Origin of the sequence: Streptomyces cinnamoneus (assembly GCF_002939475.1) — a bacterium.
Taxonomy (GTDB): domain Bacteria; phylum Actinomycetota; class Actinomycetes; order Streptomycetales; family Streptomycetaceae; genus Streptomyces; species Streptomyces cinnamoneus_A.
Genome location: NZ_PKFQ01000001.1, coordinates 2,166,238 through 2,190,523, shown reverse-complemented (window position 1 = coordinate 2,190,523; position 24,286 = coordinate 2,166,238). Strand labels below are relative to the sequence as shown.

Sequence of the window (24,286 nt, the reverse complement as noted above, 5' to 3'; positions counted from 1 at the left end):
GGCCTCACCCGGCGACGGCGCCGGGGGCCCGGACCCCCGTCCTCGCGGGCACCAGAGCGGTGTCGTCCCCCGGCCCCTCCGCCAGGACCTCGCCGTCCGGCCCCCACACCGCGCTCAGACCGCACGCGTCGTACGGGCCCGCCGGCCCGACGTGGTTGGCCAGCACCACGTACAGCCCGTTGTCCCGGGCCAGGGACGGGAAGACGGCCATCCGCTCCGCCGCGCCCCCGCCCCGCCCGTACAGAGAGCTCGCGAGCAGCACGGAGCAGCCGTCCGCCGCGGCCCGCGCCGCGAGGTCGGGGAAGTGGGCGTCGAAGCAGATGGCGAGCCCGAAGGCCACACCCCCCAGGGTGAACCGCCCGTCCCGCGTCCCCGCGACGAACCCGGCGGCTTCCTCCGCGGCCGTCACGTGCTGCTTCTCGTAGCGGGTCAGCGGCGCGCCGTCCGGGCCGTAGACGAACGAGGAGATCGTCGGGCCGGCCGGCAGCCGGCCCGCGCAGTTCACCACCGCCGCGACGCCCGCCGCGCGGCAGGCGTCGCGGAGCGGGCCGAGACGGGGGTCGTCCGGGTCCACGGCCAGCCGGTCCGGGTCCGCGGCGACGGCCGCGAGCTCGTAACCCGTGACGGCCAGTTCGGGGAAGACGACCAGCGCCGCGCCCCGCTCACCGGCCTCGGTGACGACGGCGGCCATGCGCGCCACATTGGCCGTGACGTCGAGCGGACGGGCGGTGAACTGGGCTGCTGCAATGATCATCGGGCCATCATGGCCGACCGCCGGAACCCACGGCCACCGCCAGCAGCGAGCGGATCTGGGCGGTGATCGCCAGCCGGTCCGCGACGAACGACGGGTCGGTGACCCGCCCGTTCGCCGGATCGGTGTTGCCCGCCCCGAAGGACAGCACCGGCGTGTGGAGATGCCCGCCCGGCACACGCAGTCGGACGGCGTCGCGCAGCAGCGTGGCGCGGTAGGCGATCTCGTTGGAGAGGTAGTCGCCTCCGCCGCCCGCGCGGGCCGTCGAGCCCGGCGTCGGCCCGTCGGGCCGGTCGGCCTCCTCGGTGCCGCCTGCGGGGATCTCGGTGACCGAGGTGTTGTCGCGCACGGGGAAGCGGCCCGTCGGCGTGGCCGTCAGCGCGGCGTACGGCAGGGAGGTGGTGGTCCACTGCGGCTGCGGCGTCACGGTCGGCAGGCCGCGCGGCACGGGCACCGTCCCGGTGCGCGAGAGGTTCACGTTGTCCGGGGAGCCGCCCCGCCAGGCGCCGTTGGTGCGCTCCACGTCGAAGCGGCCGGGCCGCCCCTGGCTGATGGTGGTGAACAGGTCCACCCGGCCGGGCCCCGGGGTGAAGTGCGGCAGCAGCGTCCGTTCGACCGTGCCGCCCGCGAAGTCCTCCCAGCGCACCGGGAAGACGGCGGCCTCCACCCGGGCCGGGCCCGCCGGGGTCTGGATCGTGGTGCCGTCCAGAGCGAGCGCCGCCGCCCCCGAGGGGTTGGAGCGGCGGATGTCGGAGTCGAGCTGGAACGGGTCGAAGCCGGTGATCACCACCCGCTTCACCGCCGAGCCCGTGGGCAGCTCCACGGAGTCCTGGCCCCGCGAGCCGCGCTCCAGGCGCGCCACCAGGTCCGCGCGCCGGCCCTCGTCCAGGGAGAAGGCCGGCCGCCACTCCCGCAGCGCCCGCGTCATGCCCAGCCGGGCCCAGTACAGCGGACGGTCGTCGTCCGCGCTCAGGTCGCCGCCGGCGGGCCCCCGGCCCTGCGCCCGGTCCACGGCCCGGCGCCACAGCCTCCGGCCGTCCTCGGCCGCCAGCCGCCGGGCCTGGTCCAGGGAGCGCGTGCCGGCCAGGGCGCGGGCGAAGCCGGGGGCCACGTCGTCGAACCCGCTGCGCCGCAGGATCTCCTGAGGCACGGCGCCGTCCAGCCGCTGCTCCTCGACGGTGGGCGGGGCGGCCGCCGGGGCCGCGGAGGCGGGGACGGCCGTCAGCGCGAGCGGAGCGCACGCGAGCAGGGCGGTGCCCAGGACGGCGAGACGGGTGCGCCGGGGCGCCCGGGAAACAGGGGCGGTTATGTGCGTGGGTCTCATGGGACCGAAGCCAATCACCGGGGTGGCATTGGTGCCTAGAGGGCGGCCATCTCCCTTCTAGAACCATGGATTTCGGCCACAATGGCCAGATGGACATAGTGGAGCTCCTCACGGGCCCGTTCATATCCGCCGGAAGAGTGCACGCCGCCCCGCTGTTCGATCCGGGCAACGGCCAAGGGGCCCGGCAGTACGCCGAGTTGGCCATGGCCCTGCTGCTCTCCTCGCTCATCGGCATGGAGCGCGAGTTGCAGCAGAAGAGCGCCGGTCTGCGCACCCACACGCTGGTGGGGGTCGGCAGCGCGCTGTTCATGGAGGTGTCCATCCACGGCTTCGGCGCGCTGTCCGGGGTGGCCGACGCGCGGCTGGACGGGTCGCGGGTGGCCGCGCAGATCGTGTCGGGCATCGGCTTCATCGGCGGCGGCCTGATCTTCGTCCGCCGGGACGCGGTGCGCGGCCTGACCACGGCCGCGACCATCTGGCTGACCTGCGCCATCGGCATGGCCTGCGGCGGGGGGCTGCCGCTGCTGGGCGTCGCCGCGGCCCTGGTGCACTTCCTGGTCGTGCGCGGCTTCCCGCTGGTCACCCGGCGGCTGCCGGCCGCGCCGTCCACCACCCACCGCGTGGAGCTGCGGCTGTTCTACCGGACCCGGCGGGGGCTGCTGGCCCGGGTGCTGGAGCTGTGCACCCAGCGCGGCTTCCGGGTGACGGACGTGCGGATCGACGCGCGGCCGTCGTCGGAGGAGAACCCCGAGCGCGGCAGGGGCAAGGTCAAGGAGGCCGGCCTGGTGCTCGGCCTGGAGGGCAAGGGGTCCGCGCATCCGCTGGTGGAGGAGCTGACGGACTGGGACGGCATCCTGGGCGTGGGCCTGCGTTCCCACCGCGACAGCACCGAGTGAGCCGCGTGAGAAGGGCAGTTGTCCCCGTGACGGGTGAACTCGCTTGGGGCAACGGTCGCTTCATCCGCTACCGTGCGGGGCAGAGGGCGATCGCGGATCTTCCGCGGTCCGCCCTCGGCCGAGGCCTGGCCGGCCGCCGGGAGGCGGACGGGCGCCGGCTGCCCGGGGCGAGGGTACGGGCGGCCGCGCGCGGTTCGCGTCCGCGACCGGCGGCGGGCCGGGCCGGCCGCTCCCGGGGGCGGGGCCACCTGACAGGTCCCGCCCCCGCTCCACCGGACCGCTACGCGGCGGGGTTCTCGGCGGTGATCGTGCGGTAGGCCATGGCGGCCAGCTGCCCCTGGCCCTTCTGGCTGGGGTGGAACCAGTCCCACTTGCTCAGCTCCTGGCCCGTGAAGCCGTAGCCGTGCACGGTGTCGTCGAAGCGGCACAGCTCGTCCCGCGAGCAGACGTCCTTGAGGACGGCGTTGTACTCGCGGACCCGCTGGTCGACCTGGACGCGGCGGGCCGCGCTCGCCTCGTCGGTCGACTCGGAGTCGTGCAGCATCGACGGACAGATGGAGCCCAGCTTCCAGACCTGCCGGCCGATCATGTTCTTGTGGCCCTCCGACCACAGCCGCATCAGGTCCGGCACGCCGGCCACGTACACCTGGGTCTTCGGCAGCTCCAGGCGGAGCTGGCGCATCGCGCCCTCGAAGTCCGTGCGGAAGTCGGCGACCGGCGTCATGGCGGCCACGTTCGCCCGGCAGGCGTCGTTGGCGCCGAGGAGCACGGTCACCAGCTGGGGCTTCTGGGCTATGGCCGAGCGCATCTGACCGGGCAGGTCCGCCATGCGCGCACCGGTCTTGGCGTAGTTCCAGCTGCTGGTCTGCGGGGAGGCCAGCAGCCGCCGGGCGAGGCTGTCGACCCGGGTGCCGGTGGCCCAGGACGCCTCGGGGCAGTCCTCGAGCACGGAGCAGGCGTCGAAGCCGCGCGTGATGGAGTCGCCGAGGGAGGCGATGGACCGGGGGTGGGTGTTCCAGGCCGAGCGCGGGGGGCTCGGCGCGGCCGACTTGCCCTCCGTGCCGCCGTCGTCGCAGCCCGTGGCGAGGAGTGCGAGTGCGAGCGCCGCCCCGGCCGCCCTCACGGCGGCCCGCACGCCCCCGTACGGACCGCGCCGCCTGCTCGCGCCCATGGTTCTTCCCCCTCCGGCCGGGTGATATCTCTTCCGGACCGACGGTACGTCACCCTTGCGCGGTTCCCGCACGGTAGCTTTTCTTCCGGGTGATCAGGTACGTCCGCCAAGTTTCGTACCGCGACCCCGCGAAATCACAACACGTCACATCCTGTCCTTTTTCAGGAGAATTGCTCACGATGGTGTTTACTGTTGGTAACCTCGGGAGCTGGTGCGGGAGTGGCCCTTGGGACAGAAAGTCTGCTGCTGTCCCGGGCGGGACCGGTACGGCTGCGAGGCCGCTGGGGAAGGTGAACCTCGAACCGCACTGGAGGTCCCGGTGACGACACGTGGAGTTCTGTTCGTCCACTCCGCGCCCCGCGCGCTCTGCCCCCACGTCGAATGGGCCGTGGCGGGTGTCCTCGGCGTCCGGGTCGCCCTCGACTGGATCCGGCAGCCCGCCGCGCCCGGCACCTGGCGCTCCGAGTTCTCCTGGCAGGGCCAGCCCGGCACCGCCTCCAAGCTCGCCTCCGCGCTGCGCGGCTGGCACCTGCTGCGCTTCGAAGTGACCGCCGAACCCTGCGCCACCGCCGAGGGCGAGCGCTACAGCTCCACCCCCGACCTGGGGATCTTCCACGCCGTCACCGGCATGCACGGCGACATCCTCATCCCCGAGGACCGGCTGCGGGCCGCGCTCTGCCGCGCCGACAAGGGCGAGACCGACCTCCCGGCCGAGCTCGCCAAGCTGCTCGGCAAGCCCTGGGACGACGAGCTGGAGCCCTTCCGCTACGCCGGCGAGGGCGCGCCGGTGCGATGGCTGCACCAGGTGGTCTGACCCCCGGCCCCCGGCCGCGTCTTGCCCTGGAGCGCACTCCAACACCTAGCGTCACAGCCATGTCGGAAACACGTACGACCTCAGTCGCCGTCCTCGGTACCGGGATCATGGGCGCCGCCATGGCCCGCAACCTCGCCCGCGCCGGGCTGTCCGTGCGCGCCTGGAACCGCAGCCGCGAGAAGGCCGAGCCGCTGGCCGCCCACGGCGTCGGCGTCGAGGACACGCCCGCCGCGGCGGTCCGCGACGCCGACGTCGTCGTCACGATGCTGTACGACGCGCCGGCCACCCTCGACGCCATGCGCGCCGCCGCCCCGGGCCTGCGTCCGGGCACGGTCTGGGCGCAGTCCGCCACCGCCGGCCTCGACGGCTTCGGCGACCTCGCCGCCTTCGCCCGCGAGCGGGGCCTCACCCTGGTCGACGCCCCCGTCCTGGGCACCCGGCAGCCGGCGGAGGAGGGCAGGCTCACGGTCCTCGCGGCGGGGCCCGAGGACGTCCGCACCGTCGTGGCCCCCGTCTTCGACGCCGTCGGCGCCCGGACCGTCTGGGTCGGCGACGACGCCGCGACCGGCGCCGCCACCCGCCTCAAGCTCGTCGTCAACAGCTGGATCCTGGCCGTCACCCACGGCACCGCCGAGGCCCTCGCGCTGGCCGAGGGCCTCGCGGTGCGGCCCGAGCAGTTCCTGGACGCCGTGGCGGGCGGCCCCCTCGACATGGGCTACCTGAGGGCCAAGGCCGGGCTGCTGCTGGACGGCGCCCTCACGCCGCCCTCCTTCGCCACCACCACGGCCGAGAAGGACGCCCGGCTCATCGTCGAGGCGGGGCGGGCCGCCGGGGTGCGCCTGGACGTGGCGGCGGCGGGCGCGGAGCGGTTCCGCCGGGCGGTCGAGCAGGGCCACGGCGACGAGGACATGGCGGCGTCGTACTTCGCCAGCTTCGAGGAGTAGCCCGCCGCGCGAGGCGTGAACGGACGAAGGGCCCGCCCCGGCTTCTCTCAGCCGGGGCGGGCCCTTCGCCCGTGGTACGAGGTGGGATCAGACCGTCCGCAGGGCGAGCACCACGTTGTGGCCGCCGAAGCCGAACGAGTTGTTGATCGCCGCGATGGAGCCCTCCGGGAGCTGACGGGGCTCGTCGCGCACGATGTCCGCGTCGATGTCCTCGTCCAGCTCGTCGACGTTGATCGTCGGAGGGGCGGTGCGGTGGTACAGCGCGAGCACGCTCATGACCGTCTCGATGCCGCCCGCACCGCCGAGCAGGTGGCCGGTCATCGACTTGGTCGCCGAGACCGCGACGTGGTCGAGGTCGTCGCCGAGGACCTTGCGCAGGGCCTTGATCTCGGCGGCGTCGCCCTGCGGCGTGGAGGTGGCGTGCGCGTTCAGGTGCACGACCTCCGCCGGCTTCAGGTCGGTGCTGTCGAGCAGGTTCTGCAGCGCGGCGGCGATGCCGCGGCCGGTGGGCTCGGGCTGGGCGATGTGGTGGCTGTCCGCGGACAGGCCCTGGCCCAGCACCTCGCAGTAGACGCGGGCGCCGCGCGCGGCCGCGTGCTCGGCCGACTCCAGGACGACGACACCGGCGCCCTCGCCGAGGACGAAGCCGTCGCGGCCCTTGTCGTACGGGCGGGAGGCCCTGGTGGGGTCGTCGTTGTTCTTCGACATCGCCATCATGCTGGCGAACGCCGCGACCGGCAGGGGGTGGATGGCCGCCTCGGTGCCGCCCGCGACCACGATGTCGGCGCGACCGGAACGGATCATCTCGTAGGCGTAGCCGATGGCCTCGGCGCCGGACGCGCAGGCGCTGACCGGGGTGTGCACGCCCGCCCGGGCGTTCACCTCCAGGCCGACGTTGGCGGACGGGCTGTTGGGCATCAGCATCGGCACGGTGTGCGGGGAGACGCGGCGGGCGCCCTTCTCCTTGAGCACGTCGTACTGGTCGAGCAGGGTCGTCACGCCGCCGATGCCGGAGGCGATGACCGCGCCCAGGCGCTCGGGGGCGATCGCGGAGTCGTCACCGGCCTTGCCGGTGAAGCCCGCGTCGGCCCACGCCTCACGGGCCGCGATCAGGGCGAACTGCGCCGACCGGTCCAGCTTGCGGACCAGCGGGCGGGGCAGGACGTCCTCGGGGTCGACGGCCGCGGAGGCGGCGATGCGGACCGGCAGGTCGGCGAAGCGCTCGCTCTCCAGGGGCTTCACCCCGGAGCGTCCGGCGAGCAGCCCTTCCCAGGTCGATGCGCTGTCGCCACCCAGCGGTGTGGTTGCGCCGATACCGGTGACGACCACGGTGCGATTGGTCGAGTTCACAGGAATTGTCTCCACGTGTAGAGGTGCTGGAACCGCCACCACCGGGTGGCGACGAGCGCTGGATCAGGCCTGGTGCTTGAGGATGTAGTCCGCGGCGTCGCCGACGGTCTTCAGGTTCTTGACGTCCTCGTCGGGGATCTTCACGTCGAAGCGCTCCTCGGCGGCCACGACGACCTCGACCATGGACAGCGAGTCGACGTCCAGGTCGTCGGTGAAGGACTTGTCCAGCTTGACGTCCTCGGTCGGGATGCCGGCGATCTCGTTGACGATCTCGGCGAGACCCTCGACGATCTGCTCCTGGGTGTGAGCCATGGTGGCGCTCCTTCTATGCATGTGCGATGTGCTGCTGATTAAGGGAACTGCGGTGCGGCGAGGTCCGCGACCGGCACCGGGTGCCGGCGGATCTCGCCTAGGGGAGGGTAACGACCGTGGCGGCGTACACGAGACCCGCCCCGAACCCGATGAGGAGCGCGGTGTCCCCGCTCTTCGCCGCCCCGGTGGCCAGAAGCCGCTCCATGGCCAGCGGGATGGAGGCCGCGGAGGTGTTGCCCGTGGTCTCCACGTCGCGGGCGACGGTGACGTTCTCCGGCAGTTTGAGGGTCTTCACCATCGAATCGATGATGCGCATGTTCGCCTGGTGCGGGATGAAGACGTCCAGGTCGTCAGGGTGCACCCCGGCCTCGTCCAGCGCCTGCTGGGCGATCTTCGCCATCTCGAAGACGGCCCAGCGGAAGACCGCCTGACCCTCCTGGGTGATGGCCGGGAAACGGACGTCGGTCTCCTCGCGGTAGACGTCCCAGGCGACCGTCTGCTTGATGGTCTCGGCCTTGTCGCCCTCCGAGCCCCAGACGATCGGGCCGATGGCCGGCTGGTTCGAGGGACCGACCACCACGGCACCCGCGCCGTCGCCGAACAGGAAGGCCGTCGCCCGGTCCTTCAGGTCGGTCAGGTCGGAGAGCCGTTCCACGCCGATGACCAGCGCGTACTCCGCCGAGCCGCCGGTCACCATGTCCTTGGCGAGCGTCAGGCCGTAGCCGAAGCCCGCACAGCCGGCCGAGATGTCGAAGGCGGCGGGCTTGCCCGCGCCGATCCGGTGGGCGATCTCGGTGGCGATGGCCGGGGTCTGCTTGAAGTGCGAGACCGTCGAGACGATCACGGCACCGACCTGCTCGGGAGTGATGCCCGCGTCCGCGATGGCCTTGCCGGCCGCCTCGACGGACATGGCGGCCACGGTCTCCTCCGGGCCGGCCCAGTGGCGCGTGGCGATGCCCGACCGGGAGCGGATCCACTCGTCCGAGGAGTCGATGTGCTTGAGGATCTCCTCGTTCGGCACCACCCGCGTGGGGCGGTAGCCGCCCACGCCCATGATGCGCGCGTACGGAGCGCCCTTGGCGGGCTTGATGGTCGCGGTCATGCTCTCGGGCTCCTTATTCGGCCGGGGACCCGGCGGCGTCGGAGGCGTACTCGGCGATCAGCTCGCGAGCGGCCTCGAGGTTGTCCGGGGACTTGAGCGCGAGGGTACGGACGCCCGGCAGGGCGCGCTTGGCCAGGCCCACCAGGGTGCCGCCGGGGGCGACCTCGATGATCGCGGTGACGCCGAGCTCCTTGAAGGTCTCCATGCACTGGTCCCAGCGGACCGGGTTGGCCACCTGGCCCACCAGCCGGGCGACGACCTCCCGGCCGTCGGAGACGACGCGGCCGTCCTTGTTGGAGACGTAGGCCGTGTGCGGGTCGGCGGGGCTCAGCTCGCGGACGGCGCTCTCCAGGGCGGAGACGGCCGGAGCCATGTGGTGGGTGTGGAACGCGCCCGCCACCTTCAGCGCCACGACCTTGCGGGTGCCCTCGGGCTTCTCCGCGGCGAGCGCCTCCAGCTGCTCCTTGGTGCCGGCGGCCACGATCTGGCCCGCCCCGTTGACGTTCGCCGGGGTCAGGCCGAGGCGCTCCAGGTGCGGGAGCACGACGTCCGGCTCGCCGCCGAGCAGCGCGGCCATGCCGGTCTCGGTGACGGCCGCGGCCTCGGCCATGGCCAGCCCGCGCCGGCGGACCAGCTCCATGACGGAACGCTCGGAGAGCACCCCCGTCAGCGCGGCGGCGGCCAGCTCGCCGACGCTGTGGCCGGCGGCCGCGCCCACGACGCGGGAGAAGTCGTCCGGGCCGGCGAACAGCTGACGGGCGGAGACCAGGGCGGACGCCACGAGCAGCGGCTGGGCGACCGCGGTGTCACGGATCTCGTCGTCGCCGGCGTTCGTGCCGTAGTGGACGAGGTCCAGACCGATGGCGGAGGACCACTCGGTGAGACGGTCCGAGACACCGGGGAGGTCGAGCCAGGGGGTCAGGAAGCCGGGCGTCTGAGCGCCCTGGCCGGGGGCGACGAGTACGAGCACTCTCACACTCTCTCTCGGGGACGGCATCGCCCACCCGTGGGGACAGGGACGAAGAACCGTCAGGGGAATTGTTGACCCTCAACAAAAGCGTAGGGATGTCACTCCGCGTCGGCCAGACGGCCGAGGATCAGTGCGATCCGCAGGGTGAAGGCCGACCGGACATCGGAGGGTGACCAGCCGGTGACGTCGGTCACACGTCGAAGCCGGTATCGCACGGTGTTGGGGTGGACGAACAACATGCGTGCCGCCCCCTCCAGGCTGCTCGCCTGCTCCAGGTAGACGCTCAGCGTCTCCAGGAGTGCCGAGCCCGCCTCCTCCAGCGGTCTGTAGATCTCCTCCACCAGCTGTTCCCGGGCGACCGGGTCGCCGGCCATCGCCCGCTCCGGCAGGAGGTCGTCGGCGAGCACGGGCCGGGGCGCGTCCGGCCAGGCGGCGCAGGCCTTCAGGCCCGCCGCGGCGGCGGCCGCGGACCGGGTCGCGGCCAGCAGGTCGCCCACCACCGGGCCGGCCACCACCGGGCCCGCGGCGAACGGGCCGATCAGCGCCTTCGCCGCCTGGAGGGGATTGTCCGAGCCGCCCGCGATCACCACCAGCCGGTCGCCGAGCACCCCGGTCAGGACCTGCGCCTTGGCGTGCCGCGCGGCCCGGCGGATCGCCTCGACCGTCAGCTCGCTGTCCCCGTTCGGGGCCGTGCCCAGCACGACGCACACGTGCTCGGGGGAGTTCCAGCCCAGCGCGGCCGCCCGCGACAGCGCACCCTCGTCGGCCTCGCCCGACAGCACCGCGTTGACCACCAGCGACTCCAGCCGGGCGTCCCAGGCGCCGCGGGCCTCGGCGGCCTGGGCGTAGACCTGGGCGGTGGCGAAGGCGATCTCCCGGGCGTACACCAGCAGCGCCTCGCGCAGCGCCGAGGTGTCGCCCGGGGCGGCCACCTCGTCGATCGCCGACTCCATGACCTCGATGGTGGTGCGCACCATCTCCACGGTCTGGCGCAGGGTGATCGCCCGGGTCAGCTCGCGGGGAGCCGTGCCGAACACGTCCGTGCTGATGGCCTGCGGCGTCTCCGGGTGCCGGAACCACTCCGTGAACGCGGCGATGCCGGCCTGGGCCACCAGGCCGATCCAGGAGCGGTTCTCCGGGGGCATCGCCCGGTACCACGGCAACTGGGCGTCCATCCGGGCGATGGCCGCGGCGGCCAGCGTTCCGGAGGACTTCTCCAGGTTGCGCAGGGTGGCGCTGTGCGGATGCGGGGTACGGGCAGCTGGTTCGGGCACGGGACAAGCCTGCCTTATTCGGGTGGGGTGCGGGGCCGCCGGGACCCCTGTGGGGCGCTTCGCCGGGCTACGGTGGGCCGATGACGTACGTGCAGCGGGCCGCGGAGCGCTTCCGGGGCGGTGATCCGGAGGCCGGCATCGAGACCCGGCACGCCTTCTCCTTCTCCGGCTTCTACGACCCCGACAACGTCCGCTTCGGCCCGCTCGCGGCCTGTAACGAGGAGCGGCTGGCGGGAGGCGCGGGCTTCGCCGAGCACCCGCACCGGGACGTGGAGATCGTCACCTGGGTCGTGGAGGGTGAGCTCGCCCACGAGGACTCCGCCGGCCATGTGGTCACCGTACGCCCGGGCGACCTCCAGCGGCTCAGCGCGGGTTCCGGCGTCCGTCACGTCGAGCGCAACGCCGGGTCCGTTCCCTTGCGTTTCGTCCAGATGTGGCTGACTCCATCCGAATTCGGCGGCGATCCCTCGTACGAGGTGGTGCGGGGCATCGCCGACGGCACCCCCTACGCGCTGGAGCGCGCGGACGCCGTGCTGCACGTGCGGCGCCTGCGCGACGGCGAGCGCACGGCGCTGCCGGACGCGCCGTGGCTGTACGTGCACGTGGTGCGCGGCGCCGTGCGCACGGCCGGCGAGGTGCTGCGCGAAGGGGACGCCGCACGGCTGACGGACGCCGTGGACGTGGAGGCCGAAGCGATCGGCTCCGCCGAACTGCTGGCGTGGGAGATGCACGCCGAGCCGCACTTCGGCTGAGCCCGCGCGGTTCGTCAGGCGCGGAGCTCGGCGAGCACCGCGTCCGTCAGCGGCGGCCACGCCTCGACGGCCCAGGGCCCGAACGCCCGGTCCGCGAGCGCCACGCACGCCGCCCCCGCGTCCGGGTCCACCCACAGGAACGTGCCGGACTGCCCGAAGTGGCCGTACGTCCGCGGCGAGGACGAAAGCCCCGTCCAGTGCGGGGACTTCCCGTCCCGGATCTCGAAGCCCAGCCCCCAGTCGTTCGGGCGCTGGTGGCCGTAGCCCGGCAGGACCCCGGTCAGCCCGGGGAAGACCACCGAGGTCGCCTCCGCGAGCGTGGCGCGCGACAGCAGCCGCGGCGCCTGGAGTTCGGCGGCGAAGAGCGCCAGGTCGTCCACCGTCGAGACGCCGTCCTTGGCCGGCGACCCGGGGAGGTCCGTGGCCGTCATGCCGAGCGGCTCCAGCACCGCCTCGCGCAGGTACGCGGCGAAGGGGATGTCCGTCGCCTTGGCGATGTGGTCGCCCAGCACCTCGAACCCGGCGTTGGAGTACAGCCGGCGGGTGCCCGGCGCGGCCACCGCCCGGTGCTCGTCGAAGGCCAGTCCGGCCGTGTGCGCCAGCAGGTGCCGTACGGTGGCGCCCTCGGGACCGGCCGGCTCGTCCAGCTCGACCGCGCCCTCCTCGACGGCGATCAGCGCGGCGTAGGCCGCCAGCGGCTTGGTCACGGACGCCAGCGGGAAGCGGTGTCCCGTCGGCCCGCAACGTCCCGCCACGGTGCCGTCGGCGCGCACGACTGCCGCCGCCGCGGTCTCCACCGGCCAGTTCTCGATCATCCGCAGGCTTTCCATGCCGCGAAAGCCTACTTGCTTGGAGTGCACTCCAAGTCTCTAGCGTGGGGGTCACCGCACGACGCGGGAACGTTCGCGAGGGGGGAAGTGGCATGACCGTGCTGGAGACCGCACCGGTACGCAGCTGCGCGACGCTGGACCGGCGGCGCGAGGCGCGCCCCGGGGGCCGCGACCGCTACACGATCAGTGAAGTGGCCGCCTACGCCGGGCTGTCCGCCCACACGCTGCGCTGGTACGAGCGGATCGGGCTGATGCCGCACGTCGACCGCTCCCACACCGGACAGCGCCGCTACACCGACCGCGACCTGGACTGGCTGGACCTGGTGGGCCGGCTGCGGCTGACCGGGATGACCGTGGCCGACATGGTCCGCTACGCCGAACTGGTCCGCGAGGGCGAGCACACGCTCGCCGAACGCGAACGGCTGCTGACCGCCCACCGCGAGCAGGTGCGCAAACGGATCGAAGAGCTGCGCGGCACTCTCGACGTCCTCGACTACAAGATTGAAATCTACGCCGACGCCCAACGCCGGGCGTCCGAAGGGGCATGACGTACCCATGAGCAACGACAAGATCAAGAGCGTGACGCTGGGCGACGGCGGCCCCGAGGTCGGCGTGCAGGGCCTCGGCTGCATGGGCATGAGCTTCGCCTACGGGCCGACGACCGACGTGGCGGAGGCCCGCGCGACGCTGGAGCGCGCCCTGGAACTGGGCGTCACGCTCTTCGACACCGCCGACATGTACGGCATGGGTGAGAACGAGAAGTTCCTCGCGCCCTTCGTCCGGGCCCACCGCGAACACGTGGTGCTCGCCACGAAGTTCGCCATCGCACCCGACCCCGAGGACCCCACCGACACCACGAAGCGGACCATCCGCAACGACCCCCCGTACATCCGCCAGGCCGTCGAGGCCAGCCTGCGGCGGCTGGGCGTCGACGAGATCGACCTCTACTACATGCACCGCCGCGACCCCGAGGTCCCCCTTGAGGAGTCGGTCGGCGCCATGGCCGACCTGGTGCGCGAGGGCAAGGTCAAGCACCTGGGCCTGAGCGAGGTGACGGGCAGTGAGCTGCGTGCCGCGCAGGCCGTGCACCCCATCGCCGCCGTGCAGTCGGAGTGGTCCCTCTTCAGCCGCGACATCGAGACCAGCGTCGTGGCCGCCGCCCGGGAGCTGGGCGTGGCGCTCGTGCCGTACTCGCCGCTCGGCCGCGGCTTCCTGACGGGTGCTTTCGTCAGCGCGGACAAGGAGCTGTCGAGCGACGACTGGCGCCGTACGCAGCCGCGCTTCACGGGCGACAACGCCGAGGCCAACGCCGCCCTGCTGGAGCCGGTGCGGCGCATCGCCGAGGCGCACGGCGCCACCCCGGGACAGGTGGCCCTGGCCTGGGTGCAGCAGCAGGCCCGGGTGCACGGCCTGACCGTCGTCCCCATCCCGGGCACGCGGCGGCGGGCGCGCCTGGAGGAGAACACGGCGGCGACGCGCGTCGAGCTCACGGCGGACGACCTGGCCGCCCTGGAGCCGATCGCCGGCAAGGTCGCCGGCGACCGCTACTCCGACATGTCCCACACCTCGGCGGACCGCGAGTAGCGGAGGTTCACCCCTCGCCCGGGGACACCAGCCCCGACTCGTAGGCGAAGATCACCGCTTGGGCCCGGTCCCGCAGTCCCAGCTTGGACAGCACGCGCCCGATGTGGGTCTTGACCGTCTGTTCGGCGAGGACGAGCGTCGCGGCGATCTCCTGGTTCGACAGGCCCCGCGCGATCAGCTCCAGGACCTCCGTCTCCCGCGGCGTCAGCCCGTTCAGCCGCACCGGACGGCTGCGCCGCGGCGCCGGCCGGGCGGCGAAGTCGGCGATGAGGCGGCGGGTGACCGAGGGGGCCAGCAGCGCCTCGCCGGCCGCCACCACTCGCACCGCGGAGATCAGGTCGGCCGGCGGGGCGTCCTTGAGGAGGAAGCCGGAGGCGCCCGCGCGCAGGGCCTCGTAGACGTAGTCGTCGACGTCGAAGGTCGTCAGCATCAGCACCTTGGGCCGGTGCACCACGCCGGCCGGGGGGTCGAGGAGCCGGCGCGCCGCCTCCAGACCGTCCATCTCCGGCATGCGGACGTCCATCAGCACCACGTCGGGGTGCGTGGAGCGGCTCAGCTCCACCCCCTGCCGGCCGTCCGCCGCGTCGCCGACGACGTCGATGTCGGACTGTGCGGCCAGCAGCGCGGCGAAGCCGGCACGCACCATGGCCTGGTCGTCGACGATGATCACCTTGATGGTCATGCGGGGGCGGGTTCCTCTTCGGTCGTGGTCGGGTGCGGGAACGGGAGGCGGGCCGCCACCCGGAAGCCGCCGTCCGGCAGGGGGCCGGTGTCGAGGGTGCCGCCCACCAGCCGGACCCGCTCGCGCATGCCCACCAGGCCGTGGCCGGTGCCGGAGGTCTCCAGCGGCGGCGCGTCGGGGTCGTTCGAGGCTCCGTTGACGACCAGCACCATCAGCCCCTCGCCGCCCGGGTCGGGGGAGAGGGACACCCGGGTGGCCGCGCCCGGCGCGTGCCGGACCACGTTGGCCAGGGCCTCCTGCACGATGCGGTAGGCCGACAGGTCCACGGCCTGCGGCGGCGCCGGCACGCCCTCCCCGGGCATCGAGAGCTCCACCGGCAGCCCCGCCCGTACCGTCGCCTCGACGAGCTGCGGCACGCGCGCCACGCCGGGCTGCGGCGCCCGCTCCTTCCCGTCGCCGCCCTCCTCGCTGCGCAGCACGCCCAGCAGGCGGCGCATCTCGGTCAGCGACTCCCGCGCGGTGGCGGCGATCGAGGCGAACTCCTCGCGCGCGGCGTCGGGGAGGTCCGTGAGGCGGTACGGGGCGCTGTCCGCCTGCACGGTGATGACGGACATGTGGTGGGCGACCACGTCGTGCAGCTCGCGGGCGATGCGGGTGCGCTCCTCCAGGAGCGTGCGGCGGGCGCGCTCGGCCTCGCTGATGGTCTCCTGCTCGGCCAGCGCCTGCTGGGCGCTGCTGCTCTTGCGCAGCGCGCTGCCCACCAGCATCAGCAGGCCGCCGAGGATGACGGGGATCAGCCAGCTGCCGTTGCCGCGGGGCCGGTAGCCGGCGTCGAGGAGGTAGCCGGCCACGGTGACCAGCACCCAGACGGCGGCGACCGTCCGCAGGCGTTCGCGCAGGCCGACGGCGAACATCAGCAGCAGCATCCCGATGATCGCCGTCGGAGGCCACGGCACGACGGTGGAGCCCGGCAGCGGCGGTGGCAGCGTCAGCGCGCCCGCGACGCAGGCCGTGAACGCGATCGCCCAGGCCAGCAGGGGCCTGCGCACGGCGACCAGGAACGGGGCGGTCTGGGCGAGGGCCAGCGCCATGGCGAGGTCGCTGTTCACGCCGTACTCGTGCGGGAGCAGCGTCGCGGTGACGGGCAGCAGGGCGGCGACGAACGCGCCGGCGATCAGATACGGCAGCCGCCGCACGAAGGGCCGCCGGGACCGGCCGAGGAACGGATCCGGCGGTCCGGCGGGCACGAAGAGATCGCGGAGGAGGAGGAAGGGGCTCTGGCGCATGGCCCGACCAGCGTAGATCGCCGGTCCGGCGGGGACGTCACCCCACGGTGCCGGCCGGCGGGGCCGAGGTCATACCCCGGTATCAGGCCGCCCTCGGGGGACGGCCCGTCCCGAGGCGACGTCCTACAACTCGGCCAGGAGCTCGGCCTTCTTCACGCTGAACTCGTCGTCCGTGAGCAGGCCCGCGTCGTGCAGCTCGCCCAGGTGCCGGATGCGCTCGGCGATGCCGCCGGGGTCCGGGCGGGCGGCGGCCGCGGGGACGGTCTCGCGGTCGTGGGCGGGGGCCGTGGCCCGTACGGCCTCCAGGACGGCCGCGGCGAAGGGCAGCGACTCGTGGACGAGGCCGTAGCCCATGCCGAAGACCACGGCGGCCGGGTCCTGGTCGGCCGGCTCCGGGCGCAGGCCCTCGGTCCCGCGCCGGATGAGCCGCAGATGCCCGCCGAGGGTGTCGGGGGAGCGCCAGCGCACCCCGGCGAGCTCCTCGACGGCGAATCGCTGGTCGCCCGCCTTCCACTTGGCGGAGGTCGCCCCGGTCCAGAACCAGCGGAAGGAGACGGCCCGGCCGTCGAACGACGCCTTGCCGTCGTAGGCCTTGAAGGACGGCGGCGGCGTCGGTGCCGCCACCAGATGCCGCTCGGCGGGCTCGTCCGCGTGGCGGCCGAGCCGGGCCCGTATCTGCTCGGCGTAGTACTCGGCGAGCAGCTCGCGCTCGGCGGGGAGCACCAGCCGGTAGGGGTCGCAGGCCTCCTTCAGCCGGCCGTCGGCCGCGTCCATCAGCGGGTCCGCGCCGGGTCTGGGCACGGCGCGCAGCACCACCGTCCCGTGCCTCCCGGGGGTCTGTTCGACCGCCGCGAGCGCCTCGTAGGGGATGCGCCGCTCGCCGAGCACCTGGAGCAGCCTCGGTGTGCGGATCCCCCGTTCGAAGCGGATGAGCACGGAGTCGGTGTCGAACTCCCAGACGGTGTGGAAACCGGCCAGCACATCACCCATGCCGCTCATCGTATGCGGCGGCCGCCCGGCCGTCCCCCCTCCGCGTGCTACGCGCGTCAAACCGCGGGGACGGTCTGATCCGCCCCCAGCCCCTCCGTGCAGTCACTCGCGTCACCCGCGCACCGAACGGACGTGGGTGCTCCGACTCCGATGCCGGCGAAGTTGGCGAGGCTGGTGGTGCCGGGCTCGAAGTAGCCGCCGTGGCCGCGGGCCCCCGAGGCGGACAGCAGGCGGGCGCCGAAGCCGGCGGAGACGGGGTCCGCGCCGTGGCCCAGGCCGCCGACCTCCATGTGGGGCACGCCCTGGATCCAGTCGTCCTGATCGCGCATCGCCCATATCCGGGCGCCGGTGCCCAGGTCGGAGGCGTGTTCGGCGCGCATGCCGGGGCTGCCGGCCACCGCCACGTCGGTGACGCGGGGGGAGAGCTCGCGGGCGGCGACGCCGCACACCACCGAGCCGTAGCTGTGGCAGAACAGCGAGACGCGCGAGTCCCCCGGCAGCGTCCGCACCAGCTTGCGCAGCCGCAGCGCGCCCTCGGCGGCGAGCTTGCCCGTCGCGGCGTCCATGCCGACGCCCGCGGGCGAGGTGTAGTCGGCCCAGGCGATGACGGCCGTTCTGGTGCCGGGGCGGGTCTTCCCCTCGGCGGCGTAGAGGGAACGAGCCATACCCACAGGGGCGCTGTAGGCGCGCTGGGTCTTCTCGAACGTGAGGAGGTTGGTGTCGACGCCCGGGACGACCACCGAGACCCGGTCGGCGCGCTCCAGGTCTCCGAAGACCTCGGCGACCCGACCGGGGCCGGCGGGGTCGAAGGCGAGGACCTGCCGGCCCCCGGAGAGCAGGGACTCGAAGCGGTGCATCCTGCGGCTCGCCTCGGTGCGGCCGGCGGGGGTGAGCCCGTTGTCGCGCGCGCGGCGCTCCTCGACCGCGCGGGCGACGCCCAGGGAGACCTTGTTGGCGCGGTAGCGGAGGTCCACGGGTGCGCCGGAGAGGTTGCCGACGACGAAGGGGTAGCGGTCGGCGAGCTGCTCGCGCTGCCCGGCGGAGAGCGAGCCGAAGAAGCGGGTCAGCGCGCCGGGCTCCGCCGTGGCGGAGGGCAGCGGCCGGCCGCCTATGGAGCCGTGCAGCCATGCCTTGAGCGAGGCGGCGCGCAGGTCGGTGTCCACCCGGTGGCCTCTGACCGCGGTCCAGCCGGTCGTGGCGAGCATGACGAACACCACCGCCAGCGCGAGCAGCGCGCGCCAGACCGTGGTCGCGTTCGTCCAGGGGATCGAGGAGGGGGAGCCGAGCTCAGGGAATGAAGTCACCGCGCACCACAGTAGGAGAAAGCGGTGCGCCGTCGTAAGTTCGGTGAGCTATCTCACGTTTGGGTGGTCCGTGATGGAGCGCACTCACCCGCCAACCGCTCAAGAACGCCAGTTTTCCGCCAGCGCCGGTCCGATCTGGTCCAAATACCGCGCGGTGGTGCGCCGGAGCTCGGCCATGTCCCCGTCCACCACGTCGGCCCACAGCTTGCCGGTCTCGCGCATCACCCCGCTGAACGCCGCGACCAGGATCCGCGGCCGGGGGTCGTCCGCGGGCAGGTCCTCCCGGCGGGCGATCTCCTGGGCGAGCTGGTCCTCCAGCTCGGCGAGGCGGCGCAGGTGGGCGGCGAGCAGCTGGGGGGTCTCCTGGATCATCCGGTAGGTGCGGATGTGCAGTTCCAGGGGGACGACCGCCTGGATGGCCTCCTCGATGGTGTCCCAGGAGGCGAGGACCGCGGCCCGCAGCGCGGTGAGCGGGGGCTCCTCGGCGGGGCGGTCGTACACGGCGGCGAAGAAGTGCGACTCCACCATGTGCTGGACGGCGAGGGCGACCTCCTCCTTGCCCGCGAAGTAGCGGAAGAAGGTCCGCTGGGAGACGTCCGCCGCGCCGGCGATCTCGTCGACCGTGGTGCCCTCGTAGCCCTTGAGGGAGAACAGCTCCAGGGCCGCTCTGACGAGGGCGTCCCGGGTGCGCTGCTTCTTGCGCTCGCGCAGGCCCGACGAGGGCGCCGCCGTGCGCCCCGGCGCGCTCTCGATCGCGTGCATGTTCGCCTCTTCTCGCTGTGTTTCCGCTGCTCAGAATAGCCGTGGCCGGTCTGGCAGATCATGACGGTTGAAGTGGATTGTCAATTGACAGAGACTGCCATAATCTCGGTGCATGACGTTTGAGACCACCGTCGCCGAGGCGACGCCGCCGGATGACCCCGGACCCGCCAAGGGCCTGCGGGGCCACCCCTGGCTGACACTCGTGACCGTCGCGATCGGCGTGATGATGGTCGCGCTCGACGGCACGATCGTCGCCATCGCCAACCCCGCCATCCAGAAGGACCTGGGCGCCTCGCTCGCCGACGTCCAATGGATCACCAACGCCTACCTCCTCGCCCTCGCCGTCGCCCTGATCACCGCCGGCAAGCTCGGCGACCGCTTCGGCCACCGGCCGATCTTCCTCATCGGCACCACCGGCTTCGCCCTGTCCTCCGGGCTCATCGCCCTGTCCGGCAGCGTGTCGCTGATCGTCACCTTCCGGGTGCTCCAGGGCCTGTTCGGCGCGCTCCTCATGCCCGCCGCCCTCGCCGTGCTGCGCGCCACCTTCCCGGCCGAGAAGCTCAACATGGCCATCGGCTTATGGGGCATGGTCATCGGCGCGTCGACGGCCGGCGGGCCGATCGTCGGCGGGCTGCTCGTCGAGCACGTCAACTGGCAGTCGGTGTTCTTCATCAACCTGCCGATCGGCGCCCTCGCGCTTGTCCTCGGCCTGGTGATCCTGCGTGACCACCGCGCCGAGAACGCCCCCCGCTCCTTCGACCTCCTGGGCATCGGGCTGCTCTCGGCCGCGATGTTCTGCGTCATCTGGGCACTGATCAAGGTGGCCGACTGGCACTGGGGCAGCGGGAAGACCCTGGCCTTCCTGGGCGCCTCCGCCGTGTGCTTCGTCCTCTTCGCCCTCTGGCAGGCCAGGACGCGCGAGCCGCTGCTGCCGCTCAGCCTCTTCCGGTCGCTGCCGCTGTCCGCCGGCACGGTCCTGATGGTGCTGATGGCGTTCGCCTTCATCGGCGGCGTCTTCTTCGTCACCTTCTACCTGCAGAACGTCCACGGCATGGCCCCCGTCGACGCCGGCCTCCACCTGCTGCCCCTCACCGGCATGATGATCGTGGCCTCGCCCGTCGCGGGCGCGCTCATCACCAGGTTCGGCCCGCGTGTCCCCCTGGTCGGCGGCATGGTTTCCACCGCGGTCGCCTGCTTCGGCATGGCCACCCTGGACGTGGACACGAGCACGGGGCGCATGTCCGTGTGGTTCGCGCTGCTCGGCATCGGCCTCGCGCCGGTCATGGTGGGTGCCACCGAGGTCATCGTCGGCAACGCCCCGCTGGCGCACGCCGGTGTGGCGGGCGGCCTCCAGCAGGGCGCCATGCAGGTCGGCGGCTCGCTGGGGACGGCCGTCCTCGGCGCCGTGGTGGCCTCGCGGGTGGACCACCTGCTGCCGGAGAAGTGGACGGCGGCGGGACTGCCGCCGCTCGCGCCGGAGCAACTGGACGGGGCCAAGGACGCCGTCCAGCTCGGCGTCGCCCCGGTGCCGCCGCACGCGCCGCCCCAGGTGGCCGAGAAGATCACTTCCATCGCGCACGACACCTTCATGTCCGGCATGAACCAGGCCTTCACCATCGCCGGATGCGTCGCCGTCTTCGCCGCGGTCGTCGCCCTGTTCACCAAGCGGGGTGAGAACGCGGAGGCCGGCGCCGGCGCGGCGCACCTCTGACCCTTGTCTCCCACGGCCCGACGGCGGCGGTACCTCGGTACCGCCCCCGTTTTCGGCCGCCTTCCCCTATCAGGGCATGGCCGGACCCGCGCCCTTGGCAGCGTCGATCTTGCGCGGCAAGACTCGTCGCACCGTCGGATCCACCGTCGGATCCGACGCCGGACTGGGGGAGGAACCCATATGCGTACGACCCGTACCACCGCGCTGGTCCTCGGCCTCGCCACCGTCCTGGCCTGCGCGGCCGCGCCCACGGCCAGCGCCGCCCCGGACAAACGCCGGGGCGAGTGCTCGGCGGGGCAACTGTGCGTCTGGCCCAAGGCGGGCTTCCGGGGCGAGCGGGCCACCAGCGAGCTCGCCGGCATCGAGATCGAGAGCTGCGTCACCCTGCCCGCCGGCACCACGGCGGCGTCCTTCGCCAACCGCACGGGCCGGCCCGTGACGACGTACCAGAGCGCCACCTGCGCCGAGACCGGCGAGTTCGCCACCTACCCCTCGGGGACCTGGGTCCCGGAGTCGCCCTACGTGGTGCGCGCGTACAAGGTCTGGGAGAGCTGAGCGGAAAAAGGGGCGGCCCCCCACCTCCACGAGGTGGGGGGCCGCCCCTTCGAACGGGGTGATCCGGACGGGATCAGGCGTCGCCGCCGGCCGCGCCCGGGTCGGCCGCGGCCACGTCCAGGAGCTGGTAGCGGTCGATGGCCTGCTTCAGGGCCGAACGGTCGATCTTGCCCTCCTTGGCGAGCTCGGTGAGCACGCCCAGGACGATCGACTGCGCGTCGATGTGGAAGAAGCGACGGGCCGCGCCCCGCGTGTCCGCGAAGCCGAAGCCGTCCGCACCGAGCGACTGGTACGAGCCGGGCACCCAGCGGGCGATCTGGTCCGGAACCGCGCGCATCCAGTCGGACACGGCGACCTTCGGGCCCTCGGCGCCGGCGAGCTTCTTCGTCACGTACGGGACGCGCTGCTCCTCCTCCGGGTGGAGCAGGTTGTGCTCCTCCACCTCGATGGCGTCGCGGCGCAGCTCGTTCCAGGAGGTCGCCGACCAGACGTCCGCCTTGACGTTCCACTCCTCGGCGAGGATGCGCTGGGCCTCCAGGGCCCACGGCACGGCCACGCCGGAGGCGAGGATCTGCGCCGGGACGGCGCCGGCCTCGGCCGCCTTGTAGCGGTACAGACCCTTGAGGATGCCCTCGGCGTCCACGTTCTCCGGCTCGGCCGGGTGCTGGATAGGCTCGTTGTAGACGGTGAGGTAGTAGAAGATGTCCTCCGCGTTCTCACCGTACATACGCCGCAGACCGTCCTGGACGATGTGCGCGATCTCGTAGCCGAACGCCGGGTCGTACGCGACGACGCCCGGGTTGGTCGAGGCCAGCAGGTGCGAGTGGCCGTCGGCGTGCTGCAGGCCCTCACCCGTCAGGGTGGTGCGACCGGCGGTGGCGCCGAGGACGAAGCCTCGGGCCAGCTGGTCGGCCATCTGCCAGAACTGGTCACCCGTGCGCTGGAACCCGAACATCGAGTAGAAGACGTAGATCGGGATCAGCGGCTCGCCGTGCGTGGCGTACGCGGAGCCCGCGGCGATCAGCGACGCGGTGCAGCCCGCCTCGGAGATGCCGTCGTGCAGCATCTGACCGGTCGGGGACTCCTTGTACGCGAGCAGCAGCTCGCGGTCCACGGCCTCGTACTGCTGGCCCAGCGGGTTGTAGATCTTCGCCGACGGGAACAGCGAGTCCATGCCGAAGGTGCGGTACTCGTCGGGGGCGATCGGCACGAAGCGCTTGCCGATCTCCTTGTCCCGCATGAGGTCCTTCAGCAGACGGACGAACGCCATCGTGGTGGCGATCGACTGCTGGCCGGAGCCCTTCTTGATCGGGGCGTAGGCCTTGTCGCCCGGCAGCTGCAGCGGCTTGGCGCGCACGACGCGGGTCGGCACGTAGCCGCCCAGCGACTTGCGCCGGTCGTGCATGTACTGGATCTCCTCCGAGTCGCGACCCGGGTGGTAGTACGGCGGCAGGCCGGACTCCAGCTCCTTGTCGGCGATCGGGATGTGGAGGCGGTCCCGGAAGCGCTTGAGGTCCTCGACCGTCAGCTTCTTCATCTGGTGGGTCGCGTTGCGGCCCTCGAAGTTCGGGCCGAGCGTCCAGCCCTTGACCGTCTGCGCGAGGATCACGGTCGGCTGGCCCTTGTGGGCCTTGGCCGCCGCGTAGGCCGCGAAGATCTTCTTGTGGTCGTGACCGCCACGGCCCAGGTGCAGGATCTGGTCGTCGGTCATGCCCTCGACCATCTTCCGCAGACGCTGGTCGTCGCCGAAGAAGTGCTCACGGATGTACGCGCCGGTCTCGGTGGCGTACGTCTGGAACTGGCCGTCGGGGGTGCTGTTGAGCTTGTTGACCAGGATGCCGTCGCGGTCCTGGGCCAGCAGCGGGTCCCAGGAGCGGTCCCAGACCAGCTTGATCACGTTCCAGCCGGCGCCGCGGAACTGCGACTCCAGCTCCTGCATGATCTTGCCGTTGCCGCGGACCGGGCCGTCGAGGCGCTGCAGGTTGCAGTTGACGACGAAGGTCAGGTTGTCCAGGCCCTCGCGAGCGGCCAGGGACAGCTGGCCGAGCGACTCGGGCTCGTCCATCTCGCCGTCGCCCAGGAACGCCCAAACGTGGGACTTGGAGGTGTCGGCGATGCCGCGCGCCTGCATGTAGCGGTTCATGCGGGCCTGGTAGATCGCGCCGAGGGGGCCGAGGCCCATCGAGACGGTCGGGAACTCCCAGAAGTCCGGCATCAGCCGCGGGTGCGGGTAGCTGGACAGGCCGTAGGGAGCCTTCGACTTCTCCTGGCGGAAGGCGTCCAGCTGCTGCTCGGACAGTCGGTCCAGCAGGAAGGCGCGGGCGTAGACGCCCGGCGAGGCGTGGCCCTGGAAGAAGATCTGGTCGCCGCCGTCACCCTCGTCCTTGCCCCGGAAGAAGTGGTTGAAGCCCACGTCGTACAGGGAGGCCGAGGAGGCGAAGGTGGCGATGTGGCCGCCGACGCCGATGCCCGGGCGCTGGGCGCGCGAGACCATGACGGCCGCGTTCCACCGGGTCGCGTTCAGGACCTTGCGCTCGATCTCCTCGTTGCCGGGGAAGAACGGCTCGTCCTTGGTCGCGATGGTGTTGACGTAGTCCGTGCTGCGCATCTCGGGCACGGCGACGCGCTTCTCGCGTGCCCGCTCGATCAGGCGAAGCATGAGGTAGCGGGCACGTTCCCGGCCTCGCTCATCGACAGCCGCGTCGAGCGAGTCGAGCCACTCCTGGGTCTCTTCGGGATCGAAGTCCGGGACCTGGCTGGGAAGACCGCCAATGATGATCGGGTTGCGATCGGATCCGGAAGCCACGCTGTTCCTTCGCTGTTCTGGTCGTGTCGTGCTCGCACATGATCGATGCTGTGCACGCGGGTCAATACGGTCTTTGCTTATGAGTCGCGCCGGCTCCCATCGTGGACCGCGGCGGC

Annotated in this window: 23 protein-coding genes; 8 read left to right on the top strand and 15 right to left on the bottom strand. The window is 72.7% G+C overall.

All coding sequences use genetic code 11. The features are described 5' to 3' along the window. Window positions 1-4: 4 nt before the first annotated feature. Together CYQ11_RS09235 and CYQ11_RS09230 are read right to left on the bottom strand one after the other, a co-directional pair. A complete protein-coding gene (locus CYQ11_RS09235; RefSeq protein WP_099200653.1) occupies window positions 5-754 on the bottom strand; it encodes a carbon-nitrogen hydrolase family protein in 750 nt (249 codons plus the stop codon). Between the two features lie 7 nt (window positions 755-761). Continuing rightward, window positions 762-2,075, bottom strand: coding sequence for a pyroglutamyl-peptidase I (locus CYQ11_RS09230; protein ID WP_099200654.1), 1,314 nt, complete (start codon window positions 2,073-2,075; stop codon window positions 762-764). A gap of 89 nt (window positions 2,076-2,164) precedes the next feature. On the opposite strand from CYQ11_RS09230, the gene CYQ11_RS09225 reads away from it, so the two are divergent. Further along, window positions 2,165-2,971, top strand: a complete 807-nt coding sequence (locus CYQ11_RS09225; RefSeq protein WP_099200655.1) for an MgtC/SapB family protein — start codon at window positions 2,165-2,167, stop codon at window positions 2,969-2,971. Between the two features lie 280 nt (window positions 2,972-3,251). On the opposite strand, the gene CYQ11_RS09220 is transcribed toward CYQ11_RS09225, so the two are convergent. After that, window positions 3,252-4,142 (bottom strand): SGNH/GDSL hydrolase family protein, encoded by an 891-nt coding sequence (locus tag CYQ11_RS09220; RefSeq protein WP_099200656.1) that lies wholly within the window; start codon window positions 4,140-4,142, stop codon window positions 3,252-3,254. Window positions 4,143-4,461: 319 nt separating this feature from the next. Here CYQ11_RS09220 and CYQ11_RS09215 point away from each other — a divergent pair, with 319 nt between their 5' ends. Next, a complete protein-coding gene (locus tag CYQ11_RS09215) occupies window positions 4,462-4,956 on the top strand; it encodes a DUF3145 domain-containing protein (protein WP_099200657.1) in 495 nt (164 codons plus the stop codon). A 59-nt stretch (window positions 4,957-5,015) separates the two neighbouring features. Continuing rightward, on the top strand, window positions 5,016-5,900 hold the full coding sequence (locus tag CYQ11_RS09210; RefSeq protein ID WP_099200658.1) for an NAD(P)-dependent oxidoreductase: 885 nt from the start codon (window positions 5,016-5,018) through the stop codon (window positions 5,898-5,900). 87 nt (window positions 5,901-5,987) lie between these two features. On the opposite strand, the gene fabF is transcribed toward CYQ11_RS09210, so the two are convergent. From fabF to CYQ11_RS09185, 5 genes are all read right to left on the bottom strand, one after another. Further along, on the bottom strand, window positions 5,988-7,250 hold the full coding sequence (fabF, locus tag CYQ11_RS09205) for a beta-ketoacyl-ACP synthase II (protein ID WP_099200659.1): 1,263 nt from the start codon (window positions 7,248-7,250) through the stop codon (window positions 5,988-5,990). Between the two features lie 63 nt (window positions 7,251-7,313). Further along, window positions 7,314-7,562 (bottom strand): acyl carrier protein, encoded by a 249-nt coding sequence (locus tag CYQ11_RS09200; RefSeq protein ID WP_099200660.1) that lies wholly within the window; start codon window positions 7,560-7,562, stop codon window positions 7,314-7,316. A 97-nt stretch (window positions 7,563-7,659) separates the two neighbouring features. Beyond that, window positions 7,660-8,664, bottom strand: a complete 1,005-nt coding sequence (locus CYQ11_RS09195) for a ketoacyl-ACP synthase III (protein WP_099200661.1) — start codon at window positions 8,662-8,664, stop codon at window positions 7,660-7,662. A 13-nt stretch (window positions 8,665-8,677) separates the two neighbouring features. Next, window positions 8,678-9,634, bottom strand: a complete 957-nt coding sequence (locus tag CYQ11_RS09190; RefSeq protein ID WP_099200662.1) for an ACP S-malonyltransferase — start codon at window positions 9,632-9,634, stop codon at window positions 8,678-8,680. A gap of 98 nt (window positions 9,635-9,732) precedes the next feature. Further along, entirely contained in the window at window positions 9,733-10,908 is a 1,176-nt protein-coding gene (locus tag CYQ11_RS09185; protein WP_099200663.1) for a PucR family transcriptional regulator, read from the bottom strand. 80 nt (window positions 10,909-10,988) lie between these two features. Between CYQ11_RS09185 and CYQ11_RS09180 the strand changes: the two genes are divergently transcribed. Further along, entirely contained in the window at window positions 10,989-11,660 is a 672-nt protein-coding gene (locus tag CYQ11_RS09180; RefSeq protein ID WP_099200664.1) for a pirin family protein, read from the top strand. 14 nt (window positions 11,661-11,674) lie between these two features. Here CYQ11_RS09180 and CYQ11_RS09175 read toward each other — a convergent pair whose 3' ends face one another. Next, window positions 11,675-12,490, bottom strand: a complete 816-nt coding sequence (locus tag CYQ11_RS09175; RefSeq protein WP_099200665.1) for a serine hydrolase domain-containing protein — start codon at window positions 12,488-12,490, stop codon at window positions 11,675-11,677. A gap of 92 nt (window positions 12,491-12,582) precedes the next feature. Between CYQ11_RS09175 and CYQ11_RS09170 the strand changes: the two genes are divergently transcribed. Both CYQ11_RS09170 and CYQ11_RS09165 read left to right on the top strand, forming a co-directional pair. Next, complete coding sequence (locus CYQ11_RS09170; protein ID WP_099200666.1) at window positions 12,583-13,038, top strand: MerR family transcriptional regulator; 456 nt, start codon at window positions 12,583-12,585, stop codon at window positions 13,036-13,038. A 7-nt stretch (window positions 13,039-13,045) separates the two neighbouring features. After that, window positions 13,046-14,074: an aldo/keto reductase gene (locus CYQ11_RS09165; RefSeq protein WP_099200667.1), complete on the top strand. Its 1,029-nt coding sequence runs from the start codon at window positions 13,046-13,048 to the stop codon at window positions 14,072-14,074. A 7-nt stretch (window positions 14,075-14,081) separates the two neighbouring features. Here the strand turns inward: CYQ11_RS09165 and CYQ11_RS09160 are convergent, their stop codons facing one another. The 5 genes from CYQ11_RS09160 to CYQ11_RS09140 form a co-directional block, all read right to left on the bottom strand. Beyond that, a complete protein-coding gene (locus tag CYQ11_RS09160) occupies window positions 14,082-14,756 on the bottom strand; it encodes a response regulator (RefSeq protein ID WP_099200668.1) in 675 nt (224 codons plus the stop codon). Continuing rightward, on the bottom strand, window positions 14,753-16,042 hold the full coding sequence (locus tag CYQ11_RS09155) for a sensor histidine kinase (protein WP_099200669.1): 1,290 nt from the start codon (window positions 16,040-16,042) through the stop codon (window positions 14,753-14,755). Before CYQ11_RS09155 ends, CYQ11_RS09160 begins: the two co-directional genes overlap by 4 nt. A gap of 123 nt (window positions 16,043-16,165) precedes the next feature. Continuing rightward, on the bottom strand, window positions 16,166-17,032 hold the full coding sequence (locus CYQ11_RS09150; RefSeq protein ID WP_099200670.1) for a DUF4429 domain-containing protein: 867 nt from the start codon (window positions 17,030-17,032) through the stop codon (window positions 16,166-16,168). Window positions 17,033-17,088: 56 nt separating this feature from the next. Beyond that, the gene (locus CYQ11_RS09145; RefSeq protein ID WP_240003515.1) at window positions 17,089-18,336 is read right to left on the bottom strand and encodes an alpha/beta hydrolase; all 1,248 of its coding nucleotides are present in this window, start codon (window positions 18,334-18,336) and stop codon (window positions 17,089-17,091) included. A 99-nt stretch (window positions 18,337-18,435) separates the two neighbouring features. Next, entirely contained in the window at window positions 18,436-19,098 is a 663-nt protein-coding gene (locus CYQ11_RS09140; RefSeq protein WP_099200671.1) for a TetR family transcriptional regulator, read from the bottom strand. 112 nt (window positions 19,099-19,210) lie between these two features. Here CYQ11_RS09140 and CYQ11_RS09135 point away from each other — a divergent pair, with 112 nt between their 5' ends. Both CYQ11_RS09135 and CYQ11_RS09130 read left to right on the top strand, forming a co-directional pair. Continuing rightward, a complete protein-coding gene (locus CYQ11_RS09135) occupies window positions 19,211-20,809 on the top strand; it encodes an MFS transporter (RefSeq protein ID WP_099200672.1) in 1,599 nt (532 codons plus the stop codon). 180 nt (window positions 20,810-20,989) lie between these two features. Beyond that, window positions 20,990-21,364 (top strand): peptidase inhibitor family I36 protein, encoded by a 375-nt coding sequence (locus tag CYQ11_RS09130; RefSeq protein WP_099200673.1) that lies wholly within the window; start codon window positions 20,990-20,992, stop codon window positions 21,362-21,364. 73 nt (window positions 21,365-21,437) lie between these two features. On the opposite strand, the gene aceE is transcribed toward CYQ11_RS09130, so the two are convergent. After that, window positions 21,438-24,170, bottom strand: a complete 2,733-nt coding sequence (aceE, locus tag CYQ11_RS09125) for a pyruvate dehydrogenase (acetyl-transferring), homodimeric type (RefSeq protein ID WP_099200674.1) — start codon at window positions 24,168-24,170, stop codon at window positions 21,438-21,440. Window positions 24,171-24,286: the final 116 nt, after the last annotated feature.

Bases quoted from the DNA above. Each gene is read 5' to 3' on its own strand.
- CYQ11_RS09170 (WP_099200666.1), top strand. From the start codon at position 12,583: ATGACCGTGCTGGAGACCGCACCGGTACGCAGCTGCGCGACGCTGGAC.
- CYQ11_RS09210 (WP_099200658.1), top strand. From the start codon at position 5,016: ATGTCGGAAACACGTACGACCTCAGTCGCCGTCCTCGGTACCGGGATC.
- CYQ11_RS09230 (WP_099200654.1), bottom strand. From the start codon at position 2,075: ATGAGACCCACGCACATAACCGCCCCTGTTTCCCGGGCGCCCCGGCGC.
- CYQ11_RS09235 (WP_099200653.1), bottom strand. From the start codon at position 754: ATGATCATTGCAGCAGCCCAGTTCACCGCCCGTCCGCTCGACGTCACG.
- CYQ11_RS09175 (WP_099200665.1), bottom strand. From the start codon at position 12,490: ATGGAAAGCCTGCGGATGATCGAGAACTGGCCGGTGGAGACCGCGGCG.
- CYQ11_RS09220 (WP_099200656.1), bottom strand. From the start codon at position 4,142: ATGGGCGCGAGCAGGCGGCGCGGTCCGTACGGGGGCGTGCGGGCCGCC.
- CYQ11_RS09225 (WP_099200655.1), top strand. From the start codon at position 2,165: ATGGACATAGTGGAGCTCCTCACGGGCCCGTTCATATCCGCCGGAAGA.
- CYQ11_RS09135 (WP_099200672.1), top strand. From the start codon at position 19,211: ATGACGTTTGAGACCACCGTCGCCGAGGCGACGCCGCCGGATGACCCC.
- CYQ11_RS09180 (WP_099200664.1), top strand. From the start codon at position 10,989: ATGACGTACGTGCAGCGGGCCGCGGAGCGCTTCCGGGGCGGTGATCCG.
- CYQ11_RS09200 (WP_099200660.1), bottom strand. From the start codon at position 7,562: ATGGCTCACACCCAGGAGCAGATCGTCGAGGGTCTCGCCGAGATCGTC.
- CYQ11_RS09165 (WP_099200667.1), top strand. From the start codon at position 13,046: ATGAGCAACGACAAGATCAAGAGCGTGACGCTGGGCGACGGCGGCCCC.
- CYQ11_RS09130 (WP_099200673.1), top strand. From the start codon at position 20,990: ATGCGTACGACCCGTACCACCGCGCTGGTCCTCGGCCTCGCCACCGTC.
- CYQ11_RS09150 (WP_099200670.1), bottom strand. From the start codon at position 17,032: ATGGGTGATGTGCTGGCCGGTTTCCACACCGTCTGGGAGTTCGACACC.
- CYQ11_RS09140 (WP_099200671.1), bottom strand. From the start codon at position 19,098: ATGCACGCGATCGAGAGCGCGCCGGGGCGCACGGCGGCGCCCTCGTCG.
- CYQ11_RS09195 (WP_099200661.1), bottom strand. From the start codon at position 8,664: ATGACCGCGACCATCAAGCCCGCCAAGGGCGCTCCGTACGCGCGCATC.
- CYQ11_RS09155 (WP_099200669.1), bottom strand. From the start codon at position 16,042: ATGCGCCAGAGCCCCTTCCTCCTCCTCCGCGATCTCTTCGTGCCCGCC.
- CYQ11_RS09160 (WP_099200668.1), bottom strand. From the start codon at position 14,756: ATGACCATCAAGGTGATCATCGTCGACGACCAGGCCATGGTGCGTGCC.